Here is a 24,810-nt window from a genome sequence, read left to right as displayed (position 1 = left end):
TTTCAAACAACCTCTAATTGGCTTTTGTAGAATTACGAAAATATTGACGGTATAACTCACATCTTGGTGTAACTTCATCATTTCGTAATTTAACCAATCCTAGACTATATAATTTAAATCTAACTTCCGTTGTTAAATTTACAGGATTACCATTTGCAACAATCTGTTGCATTGCTTTTCCTAATTCTGGCTGTTGCTGCAAAATATATTCTTGCCGTTGCAGATGCTTACTATAAATACCTGCTGCTGTCGGCGCCGTTTGCAAAAAGTCAGTTAAACTTATCTCTCGGTTAGCGATTTGATACAGAGCTAAACGTACTAAAAAAGGGTGTCCTCCCACCAGTCCTGTCAAATCCAGTACTTCTGCATCACTCCAATTGAGTTGATGACGTTGGGCTAAATCTTTAACTTGCTCGTGGGTAAATTCTGGTAATTCCAATGCTAAACCAACATTAAATGGTGATTGATTAATATCAACTGGTACATAGGCATCGGTGGAATATGCGAGTGCTAATCTTAATTGCTTCCAAATATCGCGACGTTTGGCTTCTTCGTGAACCGCGCGCAATAATCCAAAAAAATCTTTGTAGATTTTGGGATATTCAAATAATCTATCAACTTTTTCTAATCCTAAAACCAACGGTTGGTTGATTTCTGGGAATAAATAGCGCTCAAAGTAGTTTTTACAAGACTTCATATAGCCAAAGCGTTGTCCAGTTTCCCAATGCTTATCAAGTTGTTGGGACAATTTTTCTAGTAATTCTCGATTATCGAGAGCTACGGCTTCAGTGACAGTATCGCAAAACCAGTGCAGAAATGTATTTAAGTCGCAGAATAATTCCTCCTCTGCTAGCTGAAAATCTATGGTAACAACTTTATTCCCTTGGTTTTGGGCTTCTTGGAGAATCCGCGCGAGAAGTGAAGACTTACCCATGTGTTGCGGCGCCTTGATACGAATTAGGGCGCCAGGTTTTTTGATTTCTGCATAACAACGCTGCTCAATGGGCGGACGTTCTACATAAAAAAGAGAATCTAATGGCACTTCCCCTTCTGGATATTCGAGGTCGAAATTTGGAAGTGGAGAGTTAGGAGTAGCAAGGGGGGAAGAATTATTTACTTTTTGTGCTTTGTCCGTATAGGTACTTGCCAGCGCTTCAAAATCAGCAATATCTTGGACTTCAAAACCTAATACCTCACAAAGTTCGTAGAAATTGAGGTATTCAACAGTCCGACCATTGAGAAAAAAATTAATGACAGATTGACTACGACCTATTCTCTCAGCTAAATCGACTTGACGAGCAAAACCTTTTTGTAACATCCTTTGCTTGACAAGGGGAATGCAATCTGTATTTACTCGGATTCCACGTGGCATAGCTGAGTGATAAGTAAACTACAAAACTTAGCTTACAGGATAAGTATTTATTTGGTAAAGTAAATAACAACTCAATACCAACTCAATAAGAACTCAATATTTCAACAATTAAACTCAAGATAGGTATCGATGTAGTTTTTTCTTTATTCAAAACAAAATTATGACGGGAGACTACGAGTATAAAGTTGGTGGCAGTTTAGAAGAAAATGCACCCAGCTATGTGACACGGCAAGCGGATTCTGACCTTTACCACGGATTAAAGGCAGGAGAGCTATGTTATGTTTTTAACTCCCGGCAGATGGGTAAAACGAGTCTGTTAGTACGAACAATGAAACAGTTACAAGCTGATGGTTTCGCTTGTGCTGTAATTGATATTTCTGGATTGGGTAGTCAAGATATTACCATTGAGCAGTGGTACGGAAGTATTGTTGATAGTTTATTAACCGAACTAAATTTTGTTGAAGAAGAAGAATTGGGTATATGGTGGGACAAATCTATCGAAATTTCTCCAGTGCGACGTTTGGGTAAACTCTTTGATGAGTTATTACTGCCAAATATTAATACAAATATAGTAATTTTTCTCGATGAGATTGATAGTATTCTCCGCTTAGACTTTCCTGCTGATGACTTCTTTGCTTTAATTAGAAGCTGCTATCAAAAGCGCGCGTTTAAAGCTGAATATAAGCGGTTAACTTTTGCGTTGTTTGGTGTAGCGGCACCCTCGGATTTAATTAAAGATGAAGAGAGAACACCGTTTAATATTGGGAGTGCGATTCAACTGTATGGGTTTGAACTGGGTGAAGTGGCGCCTTTGGCAAAAGGGTTTGAGGGAAAGGTGGAGAATCCGCAAGCTTTGATGCAAGAGGTTTTAGCTTGGACTGGGGGACAACCTTTATTGACCCAGAAGGTTTGTAATTTGTTAAAGGTGACTTTAAAAAAACCTCTCTCCAAACCTCTCTCCTACGAGGAGAGAGGCTTTGAACTTATCGCTAATACTATACAACAAAGGAATGAAGACATTCATAATTCCCCTCTCCGATGCGGAGAGGGGTTAGGGGAGAGGTTCCAAATTGCACAGTTAGTAGAGCGAGTAGTAAGAAGCGGAATTATTGATAATTGGGAAGCTCAAGATAAAGAAGAACATCTAAAAACTATTCGAGATAGAATATTAGTTAGCGAGCGAATTTCTGTAGCATTATTGGGTTTATATCAGCAAATTTTACAGCATAGCGAAATTACTATTGATGGTACTCCAGAGCAAATGAGATTACGTTTAACTGGTGTCGTGGTAGAAAACCAAGCTAAATTGAGGATTTACAACAAAATTTATGGGAACGTTTTTGATTTAAACTGGGTTGAGAGCGAACTAGGTAAATTACGTCCCTATGCTGACAATTTAAAAGCTTGGATAGACAGTAAATATCAGGACAAGTCATGTTTGCTACAAGGAGAAGATTTACAAAAAGCTCGTCTTTGGTCTTCGGAGAAACGTTTGAGCGATGATGATTATCGATTTTTATCTACAAGTTTGGAAGCAGAGTTAAATCACAAGGCCACAAAAGCGAATCAGCGTTTAACGGATATAGCAGGGAAGACAAAGAAACAGATTCGCATTGGTATTTTTGTTTTAGTAATATCTATAATCGGCGCCTTAGCTGCATTGATGACAGCAAGTAAAGCAACTAGAGAAGCAAGTAAAGCAAATGAAGAACAGCGTCTTGCATACTTACAGCGAGATGAGGCAAAAAAAGACTTACAATCTGTTACTTCCCAAAAGCAGAAAGCTGAGGCTGAATTAACAAAAGCACAAGCTAATGAAAAAACTGCCGACGCAAATCTTAAAAAAGCATCGGAAAATTTAAAGCAGAAACAGCAGGAGTTGCAGCAGAAAGACCAAGAATTAAAAATTGCAATTGCAAAAGAAAAGTCCGCAAACGAAGCAGTAGCTACAGCACAAGGTGACAGACAACAAGCACAGCAACAAGCGCTGTTAGCTCAACAAGAACGCCAAAAAGCTGAAACGGGGCGCCAAATTGCTGAAGAGCGATGGACTGTAGCAAAGCAAAAGCAAGAGGAAGCATTAAAACAGATACAACAAGCGAAGAAAGAGCTTAAATTTGCTATTAAACAAAAAGAAGATGTGCAAAAGCAAAAACAGCATCTTGAAGCAGAAGGTCAAAGAGTTATAGCTGAATTAAAGAAAACTAAAGCTCAACAGAAGCAAACAGAACAACAAGTTGCTAGTGCAAAATCAGAGTTAATAACATCTTTAAAAAAATCTACAGATACATTTATGTTCCTTGGCGATTATGCTAAAGCTTTAGAAGCTTATAACCTGTTATTGAAGCTAGCAAGAGAAAATAATGACAAAAACAATGAAGGTTATATTATTAACAATATTGGCGATGCTTACCTTGCTTTAGGTAAATATAGTGAAGCAATAGATTATTTACAACAAAGCTTAAAAATTGCTCAAATAAATCAAGATATTAAATTAGAAGGATATTCTATTGCTAGCTTGGGTAATGTTTATCTAGCTATTGGAGATAATCAGAAAGCAATAAATTATTTGCAGCAAAGCTTAAAAATTGCTTATGATATTCAAGAGCCTAAAATTCAGAGTAAATCTTTGATAAGTTTAGGTAGCCTTCATATTAATTTAAAAGAATATCTAAAAGCCATTGAGTATTTACAGAGAGGTTTAGTAATAGCACGACAAATCCAAGAGCGTGGTCTAGAAGCAAAGACACTAGGATATATAGGTGTTGCTTACAATTCTCTAGGAGAATACACAAAAGCCAAAAAATATCACGATGACAGCCTCAAAATTTCGCAGATAATAGGAGACCGTCCTGGAGTTGCAAATTCATTAATTAATTTAGGAATAACCTACAATTTTTTGTCAGATCATAACCAAGCAGTTGAATGTTTAGAACAAAGTTTGAGAATTTCACAAGAAATAAATAGCTCTTTAGGAGTAGGTCAAGCCAAAACTATTTTAGGTAAAATGCTTTGGGAAAGTAATAATTTTATAGAAGCAGAAAAAACTTTAAAAGAAGCAATAAGTGTGTGGGAATCTATGCGTAGAGGTTTTTCTGACAACTATGCGAATCAAATGTCAATTATGGAAACTCAAATTAATACATATCATACTTATAGAGATGTTTTAGTTTCCCAAAATAAATTTGATTCAGCTTTAGAAATTATCGAGCAAAGCCGCGCCCGTATATTAGTAGAGCTATTAGCAAGACGATTATCAGATAATCCCTACGCTGCTCCTGCTACTCCTTCGCCGAGTATTCAAAAAATTCAAGAAATTGCCAAACAACAAAATTCTACTTTAGTTACATATTCAATTGCTAAGAGAGATTTTCAAGTAAAAGGCAAAATAACGACTCAGGAATCAGAACTTTTAATTTGGGTAATTCAGCCTACAGGGAAAATCAACTTTAGGCGAGTTGACCTGAAACATTTATCGCAAAAAGAAAATACAGATTTAGCAGACCTGATTGGTGATTATCGTAATTCTATAAATTCTAGGGGTTTAAGGGTTCATCCAGTTAATAACAAACTACCTCAACTTAATAGACTTCATAAATTATTAATTGAACCAATCGCTGATTTATTACCCACTAATCCCAATGCTCATGTTGTCTTTATGCCCGAACAGTCACTGTGGCTAGTTTCTTTCCTGACTCTTAAAGATAATGCAGGTAAATTTTTAGTTGAAAAGCATACAATTCGTATATCTCCCTCTATTCAATCACTCGATTTAACTCGCCGACAAGCAGAAAGAGTGCGGAAATTAGCAAAATTAGCAAAGGATATCCTGGTAGTTGGTAATCCTACAATGCCATTAGTACGACTAAAAATTGGCGATGCTCCCCAACAGTTGGCGCGACTTCCTAGTGCAGAACAAGAAGCTGTGGAAATTGCTTCTTTATTAAACACAAAAGCTATTACGGGCAAAAATGCTACAAAAGTTGCTATTGTAGAAAAAATGCAATCATCGCGAATCATTCATTTAGCAACTCATGGTTTATTTGATTACGAACAAGGGCTAAATGGTTCTATTGTACTTGCATCATCTGGAAAGGATGATGGTTTGCTTACAACTAACGAAATTGCTGATATGAATCTAAAAGCAGAGTTAGTTGTTCTCAGCGCTTGTGATACAGGTCGTGGAAAAATTACAAGTGATGGTGTTGTTGGTTTATCTCGCTCCTTTTTTACTGCAGGAGTTCCTAGCGTTGTCGCGTCTATATGGGCTGTACCAGATGATAGTACTGCTTATTTGATGATAGAGTTTTATAAAAATCTTCGACACACAAATGATAAAGCTCAAGCGTTGCGACAAGCAACTCTTACCACGATGAAAAAGCGTCCTAACCCTAGAAATTGGGGAGCATTTATGCTGATTGGTGAAGCTAACTAAGGGCACAGAGAGTAGCACAACTTCAGAAGCTTCTAACGGCAAGCAAGCACAAATCACACATCAATCTGTATCCTACTTTATAGTATAATAGTTTGCAGTACTTCTTCACTTTAAGCTTAGGAATTTATAAAAATTAAATTCTTCCGGAATGTGGAACAGGCAAGGATGCCTGTTCAAAACCTGGGTGGACGAGGACGCCCACTCCAGAAGAAAAGTTTGGAGTTTTTTATATGTAAGTCCCTTACACAAATTTTTAGGATTGGTAAGCAACTGTGCTGAGGGAGCAGTTGGCGCCTTGATAACGTTACTTCAAGATGAGGATGATTATGTAAAAATACCTACTGTTGATTCACTTTTTGAACTAAATTATCCTGGGTTGCGTCAAGTTTGGATTGATGCTTTAGATTCGGAAAATTGCTATGTGTTAGAAATAGCAACAAAAGCGTTAGTAAATTTAGATATTTTTATTAAATTTATTTCAAATTAACTCAATCAAAATTACAATTTACTCAAATACATACTCAAATGCAGGTGCAGTTTGATAGAAATTATCAACCTAACAAATAGCCCTATGTTTATCAAAATTACAAAATCTATTGCGATTTTTTTACTATGTATTATGCTGTTAAATGCTTTTAGCACAACTTCAGAAGCTTCTAACGGTAAGCAAGCACAAATCACGAATAAATCTGTATCATCTATTTTAAATAGACTACACAAATTGATAATAAATTCAGGTCGGCAAAAAAGACCTGCGATTAGTAGATAAAGGTTGCTCAGACATCTTCTAATCCTTCCCAAACTTGATTAATAGGAATAGCTTGTCCTGTTCGAGCTTCATGCCACGCAGTACGAAAATCCTCTAAAATTACTTCATCAGGAGTATCATCCTCCGAGGCTTCTACTTCTTCTGGGATAAGGACAATTACTTCAACGCGACTGTTCTTGTCTGTTATTATTGGGCTATCTAACCTCAGTTGTCCATGTTCATCAATGCTTGCCATCACTTTGATTGCTTTCATTGGTGCTTAAATTCCTATAGTATAATGGTTTGCAATGCCTCTTCATTTTAAGCCAATAGCTATAATTCGTGCCAAATTTCGGTAAGGTAATAATTACTCATCAAAATTCTTGATTTATGTTTCAAATGTTCATTACGACTTGATTGGTATCTAGAAAGTATCCTTGAATCGGCGCCTCTGACATATTTTATTACATATGATTTTCTCTAAAGATTAACTAATATTATAAAATTATTGATGCTTGGAAAAAATAAAATTTTTGTAGATTTATGTGAAATGGTTCTATCTTGAGCATTGAGGCGCCTACTAATTGGGATAGTAAGAGTAAGTAGGGGGATGCACTCTGTGTTTACTTATGATTCCGCGCGGCATAGCTGAATGATAAACAAACTACAAAATTTAGCTTACAGGATAAGTATTTATCTGGTAAAGTAAATTACAACTCAATAAGAACTCAATATTTCAACAATTAAACTCAAGATAGGTATCGATGTAGTTTTTTCTTTATTCAAAACAAAATTATGACGGGAGACTACGAGTATAAAGTTGGTGGCAGTTTAGAAGAAGATGCACCCAGCTATGTAACACGGCAAGCGGATTCTGACCTTTACCACAGCTTAAAGGCAGGAGAGCTATGTTATGTTTTTAACTCCCGGCAGATGGGTAAAACGAGTCTGTTAGTACGGACAATGAAACAGCTACAAGCTGATGGTTTCGCTTGTGCTGTAATTGATATTTCTGGGTTGGGTAGTCAAGATATTACCCTTGAACAGTGGTATGGAAGTATTGTTGATAGTCTATTAACGGAGTTGAATTTTGTTGAAGAAGAAGAATTGGGTGTATGGTGGGACAAATCTATAGAAATTTCTCCAGTGCGACGTTTGGGCAAGCTTTTTGATGAGTTATTACTGCCAAATATTAAGACAAATATAGTAATTTTTCTCGATGAAATTGACAGTATTCTTCGCTTAGACTTTCCTGCCGATGACTTTTTCGCTTTAATTAGAAGCTGCTATCAAAAACGCTCTTTTAAAGTTGAGTATAAACGCTTGACTTTTGCCTTGTTTGGTGTAGCAACACCTTCAGATTTAATTAAGGATGAAGAGAGAACACCGTTTAATATTGGGAGTGCGATTCAACTTTATGGGTTTAAAATAGATGAAGTGGCGCCTTTAATCAAAGGGTTTGAGGGTAAGGTAGAGAATCCGCAAGCTGTGATGGAAGAGGTTTTAGCTTGGACTGGGGGACAACCTTTATTGACACAGAAGGTTTGTAATTTGTTAAAGCTAAACCTTAAAAAAACTCTCTCCAAACCTCTCCACGTCGGAGATGAGTTAGGGGAGAGGTTCCAAATTACGAATTTAGTAGAGGGGATAGTAAAAAGTGGGATTATTGATAATTGGGAAGCTCAAGATAAAGAAGAACATTTAAAAACTATTCGAGATAGGATATTAGTTAACGAGCGAATTTCCGTAGCATTATTAGGTTTATATCAGCAAATTTTACATCACAGCGAAATTGCTATTGATGGTAGTTTAGAGCAGATGAGGTTACGCTTGACGGGATTGGTGGTAGAACAGCAGATGATATTAAAGGTTTATAACCAGATTTATGGTAATGTCTTTGATATTAATTGGGTTAAGAATGAATTAGGTAAATTACGTCCCTATACCGAGAAATTAAAGGCTTGGCAATATAGTGGATACCAGGATGAGTCCTATTTGTTGCGGGGAGAAGATTTAAAAGTTGCTCGTGTTTGGGCTGGTGGAAAAAGCTTGAGTGATATTGATTATAGATTTTTATCTACGAGTCAAGAAGCAGAGTTAAATTACAAGGTTGCAGAAGCAGAAGAAAGACAAAATCAGGCTTTTGAGAAAGAGAGAAAAGCTAATCAGCGTTTAACGGAAGCAGAAGGAAAAACAGAAAAACAGGTTCGTATTAGCATTGTTGCTTTGGTTTTTTTGGCGCTGTCTATAATTGGCACCTTAGCTGGATTGATAACAGCAGATGAAGCTCTTAAAAAGCAAGGTTTAGCTAATTCAAAACTAAATAATGCAAATAACGAACTGCAATCTGTTACTGACCAAAAACAAAAAGTTGAAGCTGCATTAGTAGAAGTACAAGCCAAAGAAAAAAATGCAACTCTAAAAGCTCAAGAAGAGGAAAATAAATATAAAACGGCGAACAAAAATTTAGAAAAAGCGACTGAGGATGTAAAAAATAAAGAGCAAGATTTGCTGCAAAAAGACCAAAAATTAAACATAGCAAATGAAAAAGAGAAGTCTGCAAAGGAAGCAGCGAAACAAGCACAGGGAGACAGACAACAAGCACAACAGCAAGCGCAGTTAGCTCTACAACAGCGTCAACAAGCAGAAAACGCACGCAAAATTGCTGAAAATGGATTAACTGTAGCAAAGCAACGACAAGAAGAAGCACTAAAACAGATACAACAAGCGAAGAAAGACCTTAATATTGCTTTAAGAGACAAAGAAATCGCTCTCAAACAAAAAGAAGAAGCACAAAAGCAGCAACAAGAAGCACAAAAACTAGCACAAGCTGTCGAAAATCAGCGAAAAAATGCAGAAGAAGAACTCAAAAATGCCCTGACGGCTACGCGATTAGAACAAGTGGGAATTAGAACATTGCGTCAGTTCTATGTAGGAGGGCAAATTAAGAATTTGGTTGAAATAATACGGGCTGGAAGGGAGTTGAAAAGTTTAGTTAAAGCTAAACAATCTTTGGCTGATTACCCGGCTTACAGTCCATTATTTACCTTACAGGAAATCTTGTTAAACATCCGCGAACGCAATCAGTTAGAAGGACATCAAGATAGGGTCAGCAGCGTCGTGTTTAGTCCCGATGGCAAAACTTTAGCTTCTGCTAGTGCGGACAATACCATAAAATTGTGGGATGTGGGGATGGGAAAAGAAATTACCTCCCTAACTGGACATCAAAGTTATATTAGTAGCGTCGTGTTTAGTCCCGACGGCAAAACCTTAGCTTCTGTTAGTGGTGACAAGACTATCAAATTGTGGAATCTTGCCACGGGAAAAGAAATTGCCTCCCTAGCTGGACATCAAGATAGCGTCAACAGCGTCGTATTTAGTCCCGATGGTAAAACCTTAGCTTCTGCCAGTGGTGATAAGATTATCAAATTGTGGAATGTTGCTACGGGAAAAGAAATTTCCTCCCTAGTTGGGCATCAAGATAGCGTCAACAGCGTCGTATTTAGTCCCGATGGCAAAACCTTAGCTTCTGCCAGTGGTGATAAGACTATCAAATTGTGGAATTTCGCCACTCGTAAAGAAATTGCCTCCCTGACTGGGCATCAAGATATGATTATTAGCGTTGTGTTTAGTCCTGACGGCAAAACTTTAGCTTCTTCTAGTTTGGACAAGGTTATTAAGTTGTGGGATCTCGCCACTCGTAAAGAGACTGCCTTTCTAACTGGGCATCAAGATAGTGTCAACAGCGTCGTATTTAGTCCCGACGGCAAAACCTTAGCTTCTGCCAGTAATGATAACACCATCAAATTGTGGAATTTCGCCACTCGTAAAGAAATTGGCTCTCTGACTGGGCATCAATATAGCGTCAACAGCGTCGTATTTAGTCCTGATGGCAAAACCTTAGCTTCTGCTAGTAGTGACAAGACTATCAAATTGTGGAATCTCGTCACAGAAAAAGAAATTGCCTCCCTGACTGGGCATCAAGATATGATTATTAACGTTGTGTTTAGTCCTGACGGTAAAATCTTAGTTTCTGCTAGTGGTGACAAGACCATCAAATTGTGGAATCTCGCCACTGGTAAAGAAATTATCTCCTTAACTGGGCATCAATCTAGTGTCACCAGTGTAGTGTTTAGTCCTGATGGCAAAACTTTAGCTTCTGCTGGTGGTGACAAGACCATCAAATTATGGAATGTGGCTACAGGAAAAGAAATTGCCTCCCTGATTGGGCATCAAGATATGGTTATTAGCGTCGTGTTTAATCCCGACGGTAAAACCTTAGCGTCTGCTGGCGGTGACAAGACCATCAAATTGTGGAATGTGGCTACGGGAAAAGAAATTGCCTCCCTAACTGGGCATCAATCTTGGGTAAACAGTGTTGCGTTTAGTCCCGACGGCAAAACCTTAGCATCCGCAAGTAGGGACAGAACCATTAAATTGTGGAATGTGGCTACGGGAAAAGAAATTGCCTCCCTGGCTAGACATCAAAGTAACGTTAGGAGCGTTGTGTTTAGTCCCGACAGCAAAACCTTAGCTTCTGCGACTTCAGATAATACTATCAAATTATGGAATATCAACACTCGTAAAGAAATGGCTGTCTTGATAGGGCATCAAAATAGTGTCTACAGCGTCGTCTTTAGTCCCGACAGCAGAATCTTAGCTTCTGCTAGTTCGGATAATACTATCAAATTGTGGAATGTTGCTACGGGAAAAGAAATTGCCTCCCTAATTGGGCATCAAGCAGGGGTTAACAGCGTTGTGTTTAGTCCCGACGGCAAAACCTTAGCTTCTGCTAGTTCGGACAATACCATCAAATTATGGAGTTTAGATTTAGATGATTTACTCGCGCGGGGCTGCAACTATTTAAAAGATTATCTTGCTAACCGCGATAAATTGCGTCAAAAGATTTGTCCGAATCAATGAGGGAAGGAAAAAATGGGAAGAGGAAAGGTTAAAGGAGAATGCCAATGCAATTTTTAAAACTTCAACACAATAAAAGTCAATAACTACACAAATATCTCCAAACCAAACTCAAATAGCAGCAGTGTCTAATGAAATCATCGAGTTAAACAAGACAATACTATGCTGCCCCAAACAAATAAACTGCAAGTTTTACTTCTTTCCTCTGCTCTACTCACTACTTTAGTTCCTATTACTCCTGCAAATTCTCAAGTACCAAGAGTACAGCAGTTGCAAATAAACTCCACTCAATCACAAAAAATGTCAGCAGGCAACTTGCTGGCTGAAAACACCAAATCATCTGTGGTTCGAGTTGTTATTGGCTGCAAGGCTAAAGTATACTTGCCCAAAAATGGCAAAATATATGATTTAGATAAAATGCTTGGTCATGGTTCAGGCTTTTTTGTCAACTCCAATGGCTACATTGTTACTAATGCTCATGTTACAAATATCACTACAGAACAATGCAAGCAATACTTAGCAACAGAACTGGGTGTTAAGCTAGAAGGTGATGGTGAAGATTTAGATGCTGTTGAGCAGCAGTTAAAATGGATTGAAGCAAAACCTACTTACTTAGTAAATTTACCAAATGGAGAATCGCTTCCTTTCCAAATTCTAAAGTCAGGCGCCACTTTTGATGAAGGTAAGGATGTTTCGATAATCAAGGTTAATGTTCGTAACGCTCCTGTGCTAAAGCTTGCAGATTCATCGAAAGTGCAGCTTTTGGATAAAGTAACAGCAGTTGGATATCCTGGGTTAGTTGAAACATCAACCGCATTTGATGAAAAATCACTTTTAGAAGCAACCTTTACCAGTGGTGAAGTATCTGCAATTAAAACCCTCAAAGATAATGTGCCTGTTATCCAGATTACCGCACCTGCTGCCCCTGGTAACTCAGGTGGGCCTGTACTCAATGAGCAAGGTGAAGTTATTGGTATAGTTACTTTCGGTTTTAGCAATAATCACGTTTTCCTGTTTACCAGCAATACTGTACAAGAGTTTCTGACTTCGCTGGGTATTACAAATGAAGAAGGATTAATTGACCAAAAGTATCGCGAGGGACTGCAATTGTATAACCAAGGAAAATACACGCAAGCATTGCGGGTATTTCAATTGGTCAAACGTCTGTTCCCTTACCATTCTGAGGTTGATAAATTTATTCAGCAAAGCGAACAAGTAATAGCTGCTAATTACCGGTGATGAATGTCGGCAAATATTGGGTGATAACAATTGGCGCCAATTAGGCACCCTCAAGGTAGGGTGTTTACTTTGTATATAAGGCTTGTAAAAAAGTTCATACAGTTTTTGTGTCACTTGGAGCCAGCGTAAAAGGCTTGTATAATCAGGGTTTTGAGCTTTACGACAAAACACAGTACTGTAATGAGCTATTTATGTCTAAATTATAACATAATCAACACCCTACCCTCAAGGGTGTCTCTATATTTACAAATCCCACGCAGGTGGGCTAGGAATAACAAGAATGATATTCTCTTAAATTTGTATCACTTTTGACATAGTTATTGGCTAGGGAATAAATAGGTTTGAGGCGCCAGTTGTCCAGCAAATAACTTGATTATTTGACTACGTAAACCCTACCGCACGTATGCAGCATAATTGCTCAAAGGCACCGTGTTTTGATATGGAGCAAGCAGTGGTGACATCCGTATTTTTGGTTCTCACTAAAAATGTTAAGTTGTGAGTTACACCGTCAGTACTTCCAAAATTTTTAAAAGTCAATTACTACAAAAATTTCTTCAACCTGAAACTATAATCAAATATTTTGTTGCATCATACCCGCAATCTTGTAGAGACGCGATTTAATCACGTCTCTACATGCATTGTATAAACACGTCATCTACAGCATCTAATAATAAAATATTTCTCTTAAATGTATCTCAACTTAACTCAATTTAAATTACAATTTATTCAAATATATACTCAATTACAGGTGCAGTTTGATAGGAATTATCAACTTAACAAACAGCCCTATGTTTATCAAAATTACAAAATCTATTGCGATTTTATTACTGTGCATTATGCTGTTAAATGCTTATAGCACAACTTCAGAAGCTTCCAACGGCAAGCAGGCACAAATCACGAATAAATCTGTATCATCTACTTTAAATAGGCTGCACAAATTGATAATAAATTCAGGTCGGTAAAGAAGACCTGCGATTAGTAGATAAAAAGTAAGGTGGGCTTTCCTGTCCACCTTATTTTATAAATTTGTTTAAGCATTTGGATAAAACGTGGTCTGCCCTTGTCAAAACCTGCTAAGGTTCCACGTCTATAGCGATATCGTGGCACATTACTTTTGGAAGTAGACAATATACACAAAAACTTGCCAAGCTTGTCAAATATTTAATTTATCAACTAAGATGCCAGTCAAACCTAAGCAATATATAGTCCGGTTTGAAATGCTGCTTACGAAAGAAATTTTGGAGCATTGGCAAGCTCTTGCCGATAAAGTAGGCATTAGCAAAGCCGAGTTAGTCAGACGTTCTATGGCTGGATGCCGCATTAAAACTATTCCGGAGGCTAACTGGCAGTGTTGTTGGGAGTTGTTAAAAATAAGTACAAGCATTAGTCAAATTGCCCAAGCTCAAGAAAGTGCCATTAACCAAGGTTTAACGCCACCACCTATTAACCCCATTCCTTTTCAAGAATTAGCAACAGAGATTTCGAGACTGCGAGCGCAATTAATTTTGGGAACAGACGGCGCCAACAACGAGGCAGAAAATACCGATGATTGGGAAAATTAAGAAAGGTAAAGGCTTTGCAGGGCTTACCAAGTACATTCTAGAAAAAGAAGAAGCACAGCTTGTTTGTACCAACCTCGTGGGAGAAACTCCCCAAGATTTTTATAAACAGCTTGCAGCAACTTGCTGTCTCAACCCTAGAGTACAATCTCCTGTTAGCCATATCAGTATTAGCTTTGCACCGTCTGAAAAACCCGAACCTAAAAAGCTAGAGCAAATTGTAAAAGGTACCATGAAGGGCATGGGCTTTGACAAAAACCTATATTTTGCAGCCAGTCATGATGACCGCGACCACTTTCACCTACATATTGCTGCAAGCCGCATAAATATAGATGGAGAATGTGTATCTGATTGGTGGGATAAGCGGAGACTAGAAAAAGTCCTAAGAAATTTAGAATCCGAATTTGGCTTAACGCCCGTGCCATGTTCTTGGGAGATAGAACGCGCGGCGCCTTCATGTGGTCAAAAAAGACGCATGATGCGTGAGAGGCAAGATTTTGAAGCAGGACTGCGTGATAAGCCAGCAAGTAAAAGCGCAGTTGAGCAAATTCAGGATGTAATCGATGCGACCATTCAGCCAGGGATAACAATGACCAAATTTGTAGAGAAGCTGGCTTCAAGAGGTATACAAACAAAAATCAAAGTTACAACAGAGGGTGAAATACAGGGAATTTCTTACTCAGTAGACTCTGTAGCATTTCAAGGTCGAAAATTGGGTAGGAATAGTGGGGCTTGTACCTTAAAAGGACTTGTAGCGCGCGGTATAGACTTCAACTTAAAGCGTGATGTTCTGGCATTGGCGCCGTGTATTGAAAACGATAACCAAGATAATAATCAAACAGCAATAGCCGCTTTGATTAGCAAAATTAAAAACAATCCTTACAATTTATACTTGAATACGCTAGATAAACAGCAAAAATCAATCCCTCAACCACGAGGAAAAGAGAATCGAGTAGAGCTTGAATAATTTATCTAGTAAATTTTTATGTTTGGACAGCAAATTCTTCTGGATTAATTCCCCAATTTATCCACTCAATTGCTTCGCGCGCAGATTGCATCTCAGGGGGTACGCGCAAAACATGGATGTGTCCTGTACTTGGACAAGTCATTTTTAACAAATAAATAATTTCATCATCAACGTCAACTTCATCCACATCAAAATCAATATCCTCATCATTAACATCAATGTTATTAGTATCAACGCCATTATTTTGCTTAATATTAATTTTTAATAAAGTGTATTCTTTATAGGAATCTAACTCGATAACTTGTAAATCTGACAAAATGCGGGAGTAGCCAATTATTTGAATCAAGAAGCGACGTAGTTCTGCATTTTTCTCTTCTAAAATCCATTGAGATTGCCATTTTAATGAGTGATGTTTTCCATACTTTTGCGGTAACGCTACGCCGTGATGAACATAAATACCACTCTCATCAGCAAATTCTATTGCTGGCTCTCCTTCTGCGTGAAGAAGATTGTCATTATCAAAGCTCAATTTGATGGGGCGGTCGCAAAAGATTACAAAGCGTTCTTCCGGAATGAAATAACCACAATTTTTGACAACCTTTTGAAAGATATGCCATTGCACCATATAATCAGAGATATTTAAATCAAATACAGAAACACAAAAGTCTACAAAATTACAATAGGTAGCGTCATTAGAAATAGAAATTTTAGAATTCCAACTATATAAGTCTTGAGATAAATTTGCAATTATATCTACAATTGAAAGCTTACGCCATAAATTATCGTAAATATAATAACTTGAAAAACAGTCACGAATTTTGTAATGTAATTTGCCTATTAGCTCACTCCATAACCTATAAGGCATGTTATGCATGATTTCATCAACACCAGGATAATGCTTTTCTATCAAACTCAACCAAACTTTATTAGTATTATTATAATTATCAGTAAAAACTATTTCTGGGTTAGATAAACCTAGAAATTTGTAAGCTTGATTAATTGCCTCTATTGCTTTTTGTCTATCAATTCTATCTGTTGAGAATGCAACTTTCCTCCACTTATCGCAATACTGTAGAATCAAAGCTTCTTGCTGTAAAGTTAGTTGATTAATTTTTTCTTGTATCATAGACCTGTAATACTATTTTGATTATACAGATTTTCGCGTCTAATAATTAATTTAGTATACTCACCAAATTTTTACTAGATTTATCGTATAAAATAGCACTTCATAGTAAGAGGGTTTTAATAACATCTAGCAACTTCATTCATAAATCTGACTTTTCACGTTATGTGGAAAACGCCATTTTGAGCGTTTCTTTAACCCTGATTATTACGTTAGATTTTCTCATTAATTCAAAGCTATTGCGAATGAGCCTGTGGAAAAAGTCACGTGTTTTCGTGGTTTGAGGACTTACCGTGAAAAGTCAGATTCATAAATCGCTCACAATACGCAAAATTAGACAGTACATTTGTATTTTATTCAATGACCACACAGTGTGGTGAGAAAGCCCATAGTCATCGAACGGCAAAAATTGCCGTTCGATAATTTCTGCTAATTATCTGCGCGTGCAGCAAGTCAGACATTGCCATTTATGCCAATAGCGATAAACAATTACATGTCTTGTGGACTAGGTGCCAACAAGAATATTTAGAGGAAAATAAGCACAGAACAAGTTGATAGCTTAACCTCATGGCAGAGGCAGTTAATCGCTCATCTATTACTGACCCTAACGATTTAGATTATATTTCCGGTGTTGTAAGCCAAGTATTGGAGGATAAACATGAATTAGGCTCCATTAAAGATGTGCAGTCTGCTTTAAGTGCAGTTAGCTCAGAACAAGGTCGAGAGGTTCAAATAAATTTAGTCTTTGAAGAAAGTCAACTGGCTGGATTTAATTTTTCGTTTAAAAGCGAACCAAATAAAACTACCCCGACTGTACCTTTTAAGCAACAGCAGCTTAATGTAGACACACGAAGCGGTGACATAATACCGCACAAACAAGAGACAACGATTGATGTGGCAACATCCAAGCCAAGCCAGCATCTCTCAATTCCTGCAAAATCGAGTAGTGAAATAGTTGTTGCACCTGCACTACAAGTTGAAGGTCAGCGCATCATTACTCCAGATGCCGAAGTTGAAGAAACTCTCAAATCACCATCCTCAAACTTTAATCAGATAAATCCTGCCTTAAAGGGTGTTGCACATCAATTAGCGTCTCGCCATGAAATTGATGGTTTATTGTTGACAGGTTTAACTCTCAAAGCTGGAGTACAGATTGCATCTACTCTACAGACTGAAGATAAGCCAGATGTTCATACTGCTGGATTGGCTGTAATTAAACGGTTTCAACAAGTATTACCTCACGAGTTTGAAGAACTAAAATCAGGCGCCACTATAAAACCGTTAATTTGGAAAGACCCTGAAGGAGGTAAACAATATCGCTTTGAGTTTGAGCCACCCATACTATCACCATCAGGTGAAATTGTAAAACCTATATCTTTAAAAGGATTTGAGAAAAACAAAAATCTAGAAATGCAACAATTGTTTGCTGCTAGCTTGATTGATGCTAAGTACGACCGTTGGCATGTTGAGCAGTGCGATTTTAGCGCAAACCAAATTCGTTTCCTAAACAAAGTTAGCTTACCCACGCGAAAAGAGCTTTCTCCAGTAACTGCGATTACTGGAGAGGGTTTTTCCTATTCGATGTGACTATCTATGCGTTGCCCCACAAAAATATTACCTGCGGCTTAATCATGCGTGAAAATTATAACCACTTCTACGTCAGAAAAGTTAAACCATATCTGCATACCTTTACGAATTTCCTGTTAATGATTACAGGCGCCTGGGCAAGGAGTGATATAGGAGTAACAGCAGCTTTAGGATTGACAATATTTTACCTAGCAATCAAAGAACCTTTATTAATCACGGTTATTTTACTGCTGGGTTTATTATTCTACTGCCTCCAAAAAGTAGTTGTTTTCACTCCTTTTTTGAACCGCTTGGTTGGTAGAAAAATTCGCTTTTGGCAAGTTGCAGGCGTAATTATGGGGTGTGCTGTCACCCTATCAATATATGAAATGCCCGCACAAGCAATTTTTCTAAGCGGTTTAGAACAATTCCTTACTGACATTGCCCAACAAAGTTCTACAGGTGGTGCAGGTGGCGCCATTGACCCGCAGGCAATAAAACTTGTGTTCAACGCAATTCGTGGTGTATTTCTACTTTTAGTTGGCGTAGCAGCATTATTTGCTTATAACCAAGCCCAACAAGGTAATGACTGGCGCCCAATTGCCACTCAAGCAGGTTTAGCGATTGGCATCATTCTAATTATTGACGTAATTACGTTTCTATTTATCGGCAATGGTACTGGTGGAGGAACTGGAGGAACGGGTGGCGCCGGAACTTAAAGAATTTTGAGATTAGAGAAACCTTATGTCACAAGACCCAGATAAAGAAGTAGTCAAAGTTAATAAAATTTTAGGTAAGCAAGCAGGATTTGGACCAGTGCCAGCAAATCAAATACTGCCTTGGTTTGCGATTATTATAATTTCCTACTTTATCTTTGATGGATTGTTAGGTTGGGGAATTCCTAAAGTTGCAGCTATCAGTTTCTGGTTAATTCTGAGTTGGTGGTTTGTCACAGGTAAAGACCCGGATAAATTCATCAATCGCTTTCGCAAACCAAAAGGACGTAATTGGGCAACTGGTGGCGCTTTATATGTATCTCCACTACTAAACGTAACCAAACGAAAGCAATTAAAAAGGAATAAAAGTAATTATCAATGAAAACCCTAATTCCACCAATTAATGCAGTAGAACCCCACGGGAAAGTGACATATCTTCCTTTTGAGAACGAACTTGACCTTTGCTGTATGGTTCGCATTGAGCGCGATAACCGTAGTATTGGCGCCTTTCTGCTCAATAAAGGAGATATCTCAGATGAAACATTGTTTCAGGTAGTTTTCGCTTTTAACTTAAAAGGGACTCACGACCAGCTTTATCCTGAAGAAGTTATAGCAGTTGCTTCTGGAATTTCTGAAGCAATGAAATCTATCCTCTCAAACGAAAAATGCACTTTCCTTTTAGGTCGTTACTCGAATGACTGTGAACGTCAAGAACATTTGAACCAACTTGCTAATTCTTGCAGTTTAAAATTACCTACAATTTTGATGCGGAACGAACAAGCTAGGGTGCAGCAACTAACCAGCATTGGCGCCAGGTCGATTTGGCGTTCTATGGTATTTTGTACTTGGACTGCGGATGAGTTTGGAGAGCGTAAAACCGACCCATTATCTAAAATTATTTACAACTTGGGAAAAGGAGGGAGATTCTTTTTAGATGGGGTAACAGGTCGAACCTCGCAGCGCGCGGAACAACTTCTTAGTCGTGTGTTGATGAAAGCGTATACTGAGGGTTTTATTCAGTGGGAAATGCTATTCAACACAAAAGCAGGGTTAGAAATTAGCCCAGTAAGTGATGTTGAGCTTTGGTCATGGCTTTGGGGCAGATTCAATAAATCCCCATCTCCAGCTATTCCCCAACTACTAGTTTTAACAGAAGACAAAGATAGCGGTGTAAAAGTCACAGAAATACAAAATTCTCGCAAACACGCCACAACAATTTTAATTACTGGAGAACGTGGGCGAAGTACTTGTCCTGAACACCGTCAATCTGCAAATCGCGTCTACGTTAAAGATAAAGTTTGCGGTGTCCTGACAATGGCGAATACCGTAACAGCTTGGATAAGCATCAGGGAACAAATATTGTGGATGTGGAAAGTTTTGAGCGAAAGTCACATCCGCGACACCGAAGCAATTGTAGAAATATCTAAAGCTAACCGCTATCTCACAGAAGACAACCTGCATCGCCAAGCAAAACAAACTAAAGTTGCTAGAGAACGTGCATTGCTCAAAGGCAGTGGTCGAGATGTCGGCGCCGAAATCAAACAAGAAGAAAGTTTTGATGCACAAAAGAAACTTTATAAAGGCGCCGTTCCTCTTAACTGTGCTGTTGTTTTTCTCGTTTACCGTGAGAATGCAGAAAGTTTAGATTTAGCATGTGATTTACTGTGTAACAGCTTTGGCACTGCTTTAGTTGTACGTGAGAGAAACATTGCTTCCCAAATCTGGTTGGAAACTCTGCCTATTACATGGCGCCGCATATTACATTCAAGTTCAATTTTGAGCGAGAGGCGCCTGGTGTTGGAGAGCGAAACGGTTGCGGGTATATTACCTCTAACGCTTCCCAGAGAACTTGATACCAAAGGAGTTGAATTTCTCACAAACCGAGGTGGTAAACCTGTTTGTGTAGACTTATTTACCCATACCCAACACGCATTAGTCACGGGTAAAACAGGTTCAGGTAAATCAGTTTTACTATGGCGATTTATGCTCGATGCTTTATCGCAGGGTATTCCAGTAGTTGGTATGGATATTCCCGCAGCAGATGGAGAGAGTTCTTTTAAAACAGCCATTGAGTTACTAGGAGATGCGGGTGCTTATTTTGATTTATCGCGCGCTTCTAATAACTTAATGGAACCACCAGACTTAAGGAGGTTTGATAGCGAAGAACGAGCTTCACGGATGAAATCTTGGCGTTCGTTTATACGTAATGCTTTGAGTGTGATAGTTATGGGGCGCCTTAATGCTCCTCACCTAGCACAGAGAGTAGATGCGATTTTGATGCAAGCGCTCGATGTGTTTTTAAGTGACTCAGACATTATCGAGCGTTACAATTTAGCATTTAATCAAGGTTGGAAATCTAGCCAATGGCAAGAAATACCAACATTGAAAGATTTTGCTCGCTTCTGCTCCGGAGCGCGGTTGAATATTCTCAAACCCGAAGCAATTGACCACCAAGCCATCAATCAAATAACCAGCCAAATTGCAGCACTATTAGTAAGTCCCTTGGGAGCAGCAATCGGTAAACCAAGCAGCTTTTCCCCTGAGCCAATGGTCAAATTTTATGCTTTGACAGGATTAAGCAACGACCAAGATTCATACACAATGGCGGTTGCAGCCAAAGCTGCTTGTTTGCGAGTTGCTCTGTCCCACCCTAAAAGCTTATTTATCGGTGACGAGCTTTCAGTACTATTTCGCAAAGATGGTTTTAGTGCAATGGTTGGTGAACTTTGCGCTACGGCTCGTAAAGACGGTTTAAGTATTGTTCTATCAAGTCAAGACCCCGATACTATTTGCCAATCAGCAGCCGCTGCCATGATTATGCAAAACATAACCTATCGCTTAACAGGTTGCATCACCTCAAATGCCGTTGCATCATTCCAACAATATTTATCCTACCCAAGCGAAATTATTGCCCCAAATGCATCTGAATCATTTTTTCCCCGTCGCTCAGACTTATACTCGTGCTGGTTAATTGAAAAAGGTGGACGCTTTTGGTCGTGTAGATTTTATCCTAGCGAAATGACATTAGCAGCAGTTGCGACGAATCAGGAAGAAAGACACGCGCGTCGCACAATTTTAGCCCGTTACCCCAATACTCTTAAAGGTCAACTTCAGGGATTGCAAGCCTTTACAAAAGTTTACGTTACAGCGTTGAAGGAGAACAAACAACTAGTAGATGTCTAAAAAAACTATTCCCTCTTCCCTCTTCCCTCTTCCTTTGTGCCCTTTGTGTTCTTTGTGGTTCGTTTCATAAAGCTACTAATTCATATCATTGATTATTACCACAGAGACGCAGAGAACACAGAGTTAGGAGGGATAAACCACGCTCGTCACGTAATCCGGAGGATTTCCCGCAGGGTAGGACACAAAGGAAGGAGTAGGAAGAGAGAATTTACCAAACTTAATTAGATTGTTACAAAGGCGCCATATCAATGAAGGAATTTATTATGTACACAAAAACAATAAAAAAGAAACGTTTACTTATACGTAGAATTAAAAGCGTTTCTGTAATTGGCATAGCTATTTTCAGTTTGAGCTTTACACTTATCAACTCAGCCACCGCAGCAACTGTAGATACAACGGAGAACCGTAACATTACACAAACTGAAGAAGCATCGTTCGACAAAAACTCATCAAACCAAATTCAAGGATTTATCAATGATGTACATTCTTTTCTTCGAGGTGATTTTTTCGGTGGTATCACACAACTCGTCAAAAATGCAATTGGTTCAGTCCAAGTGCCTGATTTGGGTCAAGTCGTTGGAGAAATAATGACAGGCGCCTTGCCCGAAGATGGACAAAATAACAATAAACTTGAAAATAATCTACCCAACTCATACGCAATACGTGAAGATTTAGCCAAGCAGAGCGAAAGAATAGGAGCAATTGACGTTGCACAATTTAAGACTCTTTCTAAAACTGCTCAAAATAAATCAAAAGAAACACTTGAGCAAAGTGCTAACTCTGAACTTGAATCTGGTCAAATGTCAGATGACTCCCAAAATACAGATACCTCACAACACATTCTACAAAATATCTCTCGACAGCTAAAAAACAACGCTACTATTGCCAACTTGCAGTTACAGGAAGCATCGCAAGCGCGACAAGACCGAGCGCTTGGGCTAACTTTAAATGCTCAAACAGCACAAGAACTTAACGCTGCAAATACTAGAGAACGCCAAAGTGTGATTGCAAGTGGTAACTGCGCCATATCCCAAGGAGCGTTGTTAGTAATGCCAGGAGGCACCGTGCTTGGCAATTCATCTAATTAAAACATTCTCTCTGCGTACTCTGCGTCTCTGTGGTAAAACTCTTAATCTCCCATGCTATTTCCCACCTTAATTGCTCAATCTACACCTGATAATTCTGCCGATGCAGCAGTAGGTATTACTTTGGTAACAAGTAGTATCGAACTAAGCAAGCAAACAGTTGAATCGTGGAATAAGGCATGGGGAGATGCAATTAACCCATCTGGCGCCTTATGGGCAGGATTATGTAATCTTGGCACTACCCTTGCGGCTTTAAGTATCATTCTCCTTGCCGTTAAAATGGCTTCTGATTATCAAGAAAAGCGGTTTTTGTGGTCAGAATTAGCAGCATCACTTATTTATCCTCTAGTTATTGCTTTATTCTTGGGCAATAATGGCTATTTACTTTCTCAATCTGTTCTCCTAATACGGAATATTGGTCATCAGCAAGTTGTTGGCGTTCTTAACATTCAATTAGCTGATACAACTTTCAAAAGTGCAATATCCAACGTTACCCTGACTCAAAGCGTCAAAACTCAAATATCTACTGTTTATGCTGAGTGTCAGGGTAAAACAGGTAAACCTCTTACAGATTGTCTCCAAGAAAAAAGACCAGTAGTCGAGCAAATTCTTGCGTCGGCAGAAAAACAAAATAACGGGCCATTAGAAGAAGCGCGCAAAGCCGTTGCGGAGTTAACCAATTTTGTACAAAATCCAGGCGCCGTTTTTAGTGCTTCAATTTCTCTAATTTTAATTACCTTTCTCTATGCACTTCAGTGGGCTTTTGTCAACATTTTAGAAGCTGCATTAATTATGACTGCAACTTTTGCGCCTATCGCTTTGGGACTAAGTTTATTGCCACTTGGCTCAAAACCAATATGGGCTTGGGCTAGTGGTTTTATTGCTCTGTTCGGCGTACAACTTGGTTACAACATTGTAGTCGGTTTGGCTGCAACGGTAATTGTCGCTGCTGGCGCCCAAAGTGCTTCTGACTTAGCGTTTTTAACGTTTATAAGTATCTTTGCTCCAGCTTTGGCATTACTAATTGCAGGCGGTGGAGGAGTTGCGCTTTATACAGGTATTAACAGTAGAGTCCCTGCTTTAGTCAATGCAGCTTTTGATGGTGTAGTTGCTGTCACAACAGGATTAGTTGGAAAAATTTAGTTAGTATTGTGTTTTTTATGTTGAAATCTTTACAACGAGTTAAGCGACCATCAATATTACTTGATTCTAAAGATATCTTACCCCTATGTTTTATTGGGCTGACTGTTTTTAGTTTATTAAGCTTTTTCTTTGTGTTATTTCTGAGTTTCAGGGTCAATCAACTAGCTGCACGAAAAACTACTTTCGTCCAGTTAGTAAATGGTCATGCTTTGGTAATGTCTGAGCAAGATTATTTATACCGTCAACCGGAAGTTATCAAAAATACTGTTAGACAATGGGCTGAGTTAACTTTTAACTGGGACGGTATTATCCCTGGAACTAAAGAACTAGATAAAGGACGAGATGTTGGTAAGGGTAAGCGTATTACTACTAACGCTTACTTTGGTTCGTTTTTAATTCAAGCGGGAAAAGATGGGTTTCGTCAAGCTGCGTTACAAGCTTTGGCTGATATTACACCAACGCGCGTATTTGCTGGTCAAGTCCGCTCTAAGATTATTATTTCCTACCTTTCGGCGCCGAGACAAATTAAAACTGGTGAGTGGGAAGTTGATATGGTCGCAACGCGCGTCATCGTAAATCTTTCCGGCGGTGCAGATGAAGAAATTCCAATTAACCGCACTTTTACCCTGCAAGCAGTAGACATTCCCTCCCCACTTGCTGCCAATGCTTCAACTCTTGAACAACAACTGTATGCAATTAGAAGCGCAGGTTTAGAAATTACCAAAATTACTGAATTTACACCCAATAAATAAAA

At 38.5% G+C, this 24,810-nt stretch carries 16 protein-coding genes; 13 read left to right on the top strand and 3 right to left on the bottom strand.

Annotated features, from left to right (window positions below):
• Positions 1-13 precede the first annotated feature (13 nt).
• The gene (locus DSM106972_RS24155; protein WP_127083101.1) at positions 14-1,372 is read right to left on the bottom strand and encodes an AAA-like domain-containing protein; all 1,359 of its coding nucleotides are present in this window, start codon (positions 1,370-1,372) and stop codon (positions 14-16) included.
• A 160-nt stretch (positions 1,373-1,532) separates the two neighbouring features.
• Between DSM106972_RS24155 and DSM106972_RS24150 the strand changes: the two genes are divergently transcribed.
• Together DSM106972_RS24150 and DSM106972_RS24145 are read left to right on the top strand one after the other, a co-directional pair.
• The gene (locus tag DSM106972_RS24150) at positions 1,533-5,807 is read left to right on the top strand and encodes a CHAT domain-containing protein (protein ID WP_127083100.1); all 4,275 of its coding nucleotides are present in this window, start codon (positions 1,533-1,535) and stop codon (positions 5,805-5,807) included.
• A 259-nt stretch (positions 5,808-6,066) separates the two neighbouring features.
• Complete coding sequence (locus tag DSM106972_RS24145) at positions 6,067-6,294, top strand: HEAT repeat domain-containing protein (RefSeq protein ID WP_127083099.1); 228 nt, start codon at positions 6,067-6,069, stop codon at positions 6,292-6,294.
• Positions 6,295-6,583: 289 nt separating this feature from the next.
• Here the strand turns inward: DSM106972_RS24145 and DSM106972_RS24140 are convergent, their stop codons facing one another.
• Positions 6,584-6,829 carry a type II toxin-antitoxin system RelN family antitoxin gene (locus DSM106972_RS24140; protein ID WP_127083098.1) on the bottom strand — a complete coding sequence of 82 codons (246 nt, stop codon included), beginning with the start codon at positions 6,827-6,829 and terminating at the stop codon, positions 6,584-6,586.
• A 521-nt stretch (positions 6,830-7,350) separates the two neighbouring features.
• On the opposite strand from DSM106972_RS24140, the gene DSM106972_RS24135 reads away from it, so the two are divergent.
• From DSM106972_RS24135 to DSM106972_RS24120, 4 genes are all read left to right on the top strand, one after another.
• Positions 7,351-11,478 (top strand): WD40 domain-containing protein, encoded by a 4,128-nt coding sequence (locus DSM106972_RS24135; protein ID WP_127083097.1) that lies wholly within the window; start codon positions 7,351-7,353, stop codon positions 11,476-11,478.
• 159 nt (positions 11,479-11,637) lie between these two features.
• Positions 11,638-12,714 carry a S1C family serine protease gene (locus DSM106972_RS24130; RefSeq protein WP_127083096.1) on the top strand — a complete coding sequence of 359 codons (1,077 nt, stop codon included), beginning with the start codon at positions 11,638-11,640 and terminating at the stop codon, positions 12,712-12,714.
• A gap of 1,178 nt (positions 12,715-13,892) precedes the next feature.
• Positions 13,893-14,276 (top strand): hypothetical protein, encoded by a 384-nt coding sequence (locus DSM106972_RS24125; protein ID WP_127083095.1) that lies wholly within the window; start codon positions 13,893-13,895, stop codon positions 14,274-14,276.
• Positions 14,260-15,240, top strand: coding sequence for a relaxase/mobilization nuclease domain-containing protein (locus tag DSM106972_RS24120; protein WP_127083094.1), 981 nt, complete (start codon positions 14,260-14,262; stop codon positions 15,238-15,240). The genes DSM106972_RS24125 and DSM106972_RS24120 overlap by 17 nt, the downstream gene beginning before the upstream one ends.
• A 16-nt stretch (positions 15,241-15,256) precedes the next feature.
• Here the strand turns inward: DSM106972_RS24120 and DSM106972_RS53755 are convergent, their stop codons facing one another.
• On the bottom strand, positions 15,257-16,366 hold the full coding sequence (locus DSM106972_RS53755; protein WP_127083093.1) for a DUF6745 domain-containing protein: 1,110 nt from the start codon (positions 16,364-16,366) through the stop codon (positions 15,257-15,259).
• 564 nt (positions 16,367-16,930) lie between these two features.
• Between DSM106972_RS53755 and DSM106972_RS24110 the strand changes: the two genes are divergently transcribed.
• From DSM106972_RS24110 to DSM106972_RS24080, 7 genes are all read left to right on the top strand, one after another.
• Positions 16,931-17,950 (top strand): hypothetical protein, encoded by a 1,020-nt coding sequence (locus DSM106972_RS24110; protein ID WP_127083092.1) that lies wholly within the window; start codon positions 16,931-16,933, stop codon positions 17,948-17,950.
• A gap of 44 nt (positions 17,951-17,994) precedes the next feature.
• On the top strand, positions 17,995-18,648 hold the full coding sequence (locus DSM106972_RS24105) for a hypothetical protein (RefSeq protein ID WP_127083091.1): 654 nt from the start codon (positions 17,995-17,997) through the stop codon (positions 18,646-18,648).
• A gap of 25 nt (positions 18,649-18,673) precedes the next feature.
• Positions 18,674-19,027 (top strand): hypothetical protein, encoded by a 354-nt coding sequence (locus tag DSM106972_RS24100; protein ID WP_127083090.1) that lies wholly within the window; start codon positions 18,674-18,676, stop codon positions 19,025-19,027.
• The gene (locus tag DSM106972_RS24095) at positions 19,024-21,828 is read left to right on the top strand and encodes a putative type IV secretion/conjugal transfer ATPase (protein WP_127083089.1); all 2,805 of its coding nucleotides are present in this window, start codon (positions 19,024-19,026) and stop codon (positions 21,826-21,828) included. Before DSM106972_RS24100 ends, DSM106972_RS24095 begins: the two co-directional genes overlap by 4 nt.
• Before the next feature lie 263 nt (positions 21,829-22,091).
• The gene (locus DSM106972_RS24090; RefSeq protein ID WP_127083088.1) at positions 22,092-22,916 is read left to right on the top strand and encodes a hypothetical protein; all 825 of its coding nucleotides are present in this window, start codon (positions 22,092-22,094) and stop codon (positions 22,914-22,916) included.
• Between the two features lie 51 nt (positions 22,917-22,967).
• Positions 22,968-24,056 (top strand): hypothetical protein, encoded by a 1,089-nt coding sequence (locus DSM106972_RS24085; protein WP_127083087.1) that lies wholly within the window; start codon positions 22,968-22,970, stop codon positions 24,054-24,056.
• 17 nt (positions 24,057-24,073) lie between these two features.
• Complete coding sequence (locus tag DSM106972_RS24080; protein ID WP_127083086.1) at positions 24,074-24,808, top strand: hypothetical protein; 735 nt, start codon at positions 24,074-24,076, stop codon at positions 24,806-24,808.
• The last annotated feature ends 2 nt before the right edge of the window (positions 24,809-24,810 follow it).

The organism is Dulcicalothrix desertica PCC 7102, assembly GCF_003991905.1.
Taxonomy (GTDB): domain Bacteria; phylum Cyanobacteriota; class Cyanobacteriia; order Cyanobacteriales; family Nostocaceae; genus Dulcicalothrix; species Dulcicalothrix desertica.
Note: the sequence above shows the minus strand (reverse complement) of the source record. Positions and strands in the feature narration are given on the sequence as shown.

Bases quoted from the DNA above. Each gene is read 5' to 3' on its own strand.
- DSM106972_RS24090 (WP_127083088.1), top strand. From the start codon at position 22,092: ATGTACACAAAAACAATAAAAAAGAAACGTTTACTTATACGTAGAATT.
- DSM106972_RS24150 (WP_127083100.1), top strand. From the start codon at position 1,533: ATGACGGGAGACTACGAGTATAAAGTTGGTGGCAGTTTAGAAGAAAAT.
- DSM106972_RS24120 (WP_127083094.1), top strand. From the start codon at position 14,260: ATGATTGGGAAAATTAAGAAAGGTAAAGGCTTTGCAGGGCTTACCAAG.
- DSM106972_RS24125 (WP_127083095.1), top strand. From the start codon at position 13,893: ATGCCAGTCAAACCTAAGCAATATATAGTCCGGTTTGAAATGCTGCTT.
- DSM106972_RS24095 (WP_127083089.1), top strand. From the start codon at position 19,024: ATGAAAACCCTAATTCCACCAATTAATGCAGTAGAACCCCACGGGAAA.
- DSM106972_RS24105 (WP_127083091.1), top strand. From the start codon at position 17,995: ATGCGTGAAAATTATAACCACTTCTACGTCAGAAAAGTTAAACCATAT.
- DSM106972_RS24155 (WP_127083101.1), bottom strand. From the start codon at position 1,372: ATGCCACGTGGAATCCGAGTAAATACAGATTGCATTCCCCTTGTCAAG.
- DSM106972_RS24130 (WP_127083096.1), top strand. From the start codon at position 11,638: ATGCTGCCCCAAACAAATAAACTGCAAGTTTTACTTCTTTCCTCTGCT.
- DSM106972_RS24140 (WP_127083098.1), bottom strand. From the start codon at position 6,829: ATGAAAGCAATCAAAGTGATGGCAAGCATTGATGAACATGGACAACTG.
- DSM106972_RS24100 (WP_127083090.1), top strand. From the start codon at position 18,674: ATGTCACAAGACCCAGATAAAGAAGTAGTCAAAGTTAATAAAATTTTA.
- DSM106972_RS24135 (WP_127083097.1), top strand. From the start codon at position 7,351: ATGACGGGAGACTACGAGTATAAAGTTGGTGGCAGTTTAGAAGAAGAT.
- DSM106972_RS24085 (WP_127083087.1), top strand. From the start codon at position 22,968: ATGCTATTTCCCACCTTAATTGCTCAATCTACACCTGATAATTCTGCC.
- DSM106972_RS24080 (WP_127083086.1), top strand. From the start codon at position 24,074: ATGTTGAAATCTTTACAACGAGTTAAGCGACCATCAATATTACTTGAT.
- DSM106972_RS24110 (WP_127083092.1), top strand. From the start codon at position 16,931: ATGGCAGAGGCAGTTAATCGCTCATCTATTACTGACCCTAACGATTTA.
- DSM106972_RS53755 (WP_127083093.1), bottom strand. From the start codon at position 16,366: ATGATACAAGAAAAAATTAATCAACTAACTTTACAGCAAGAAGCTTTG.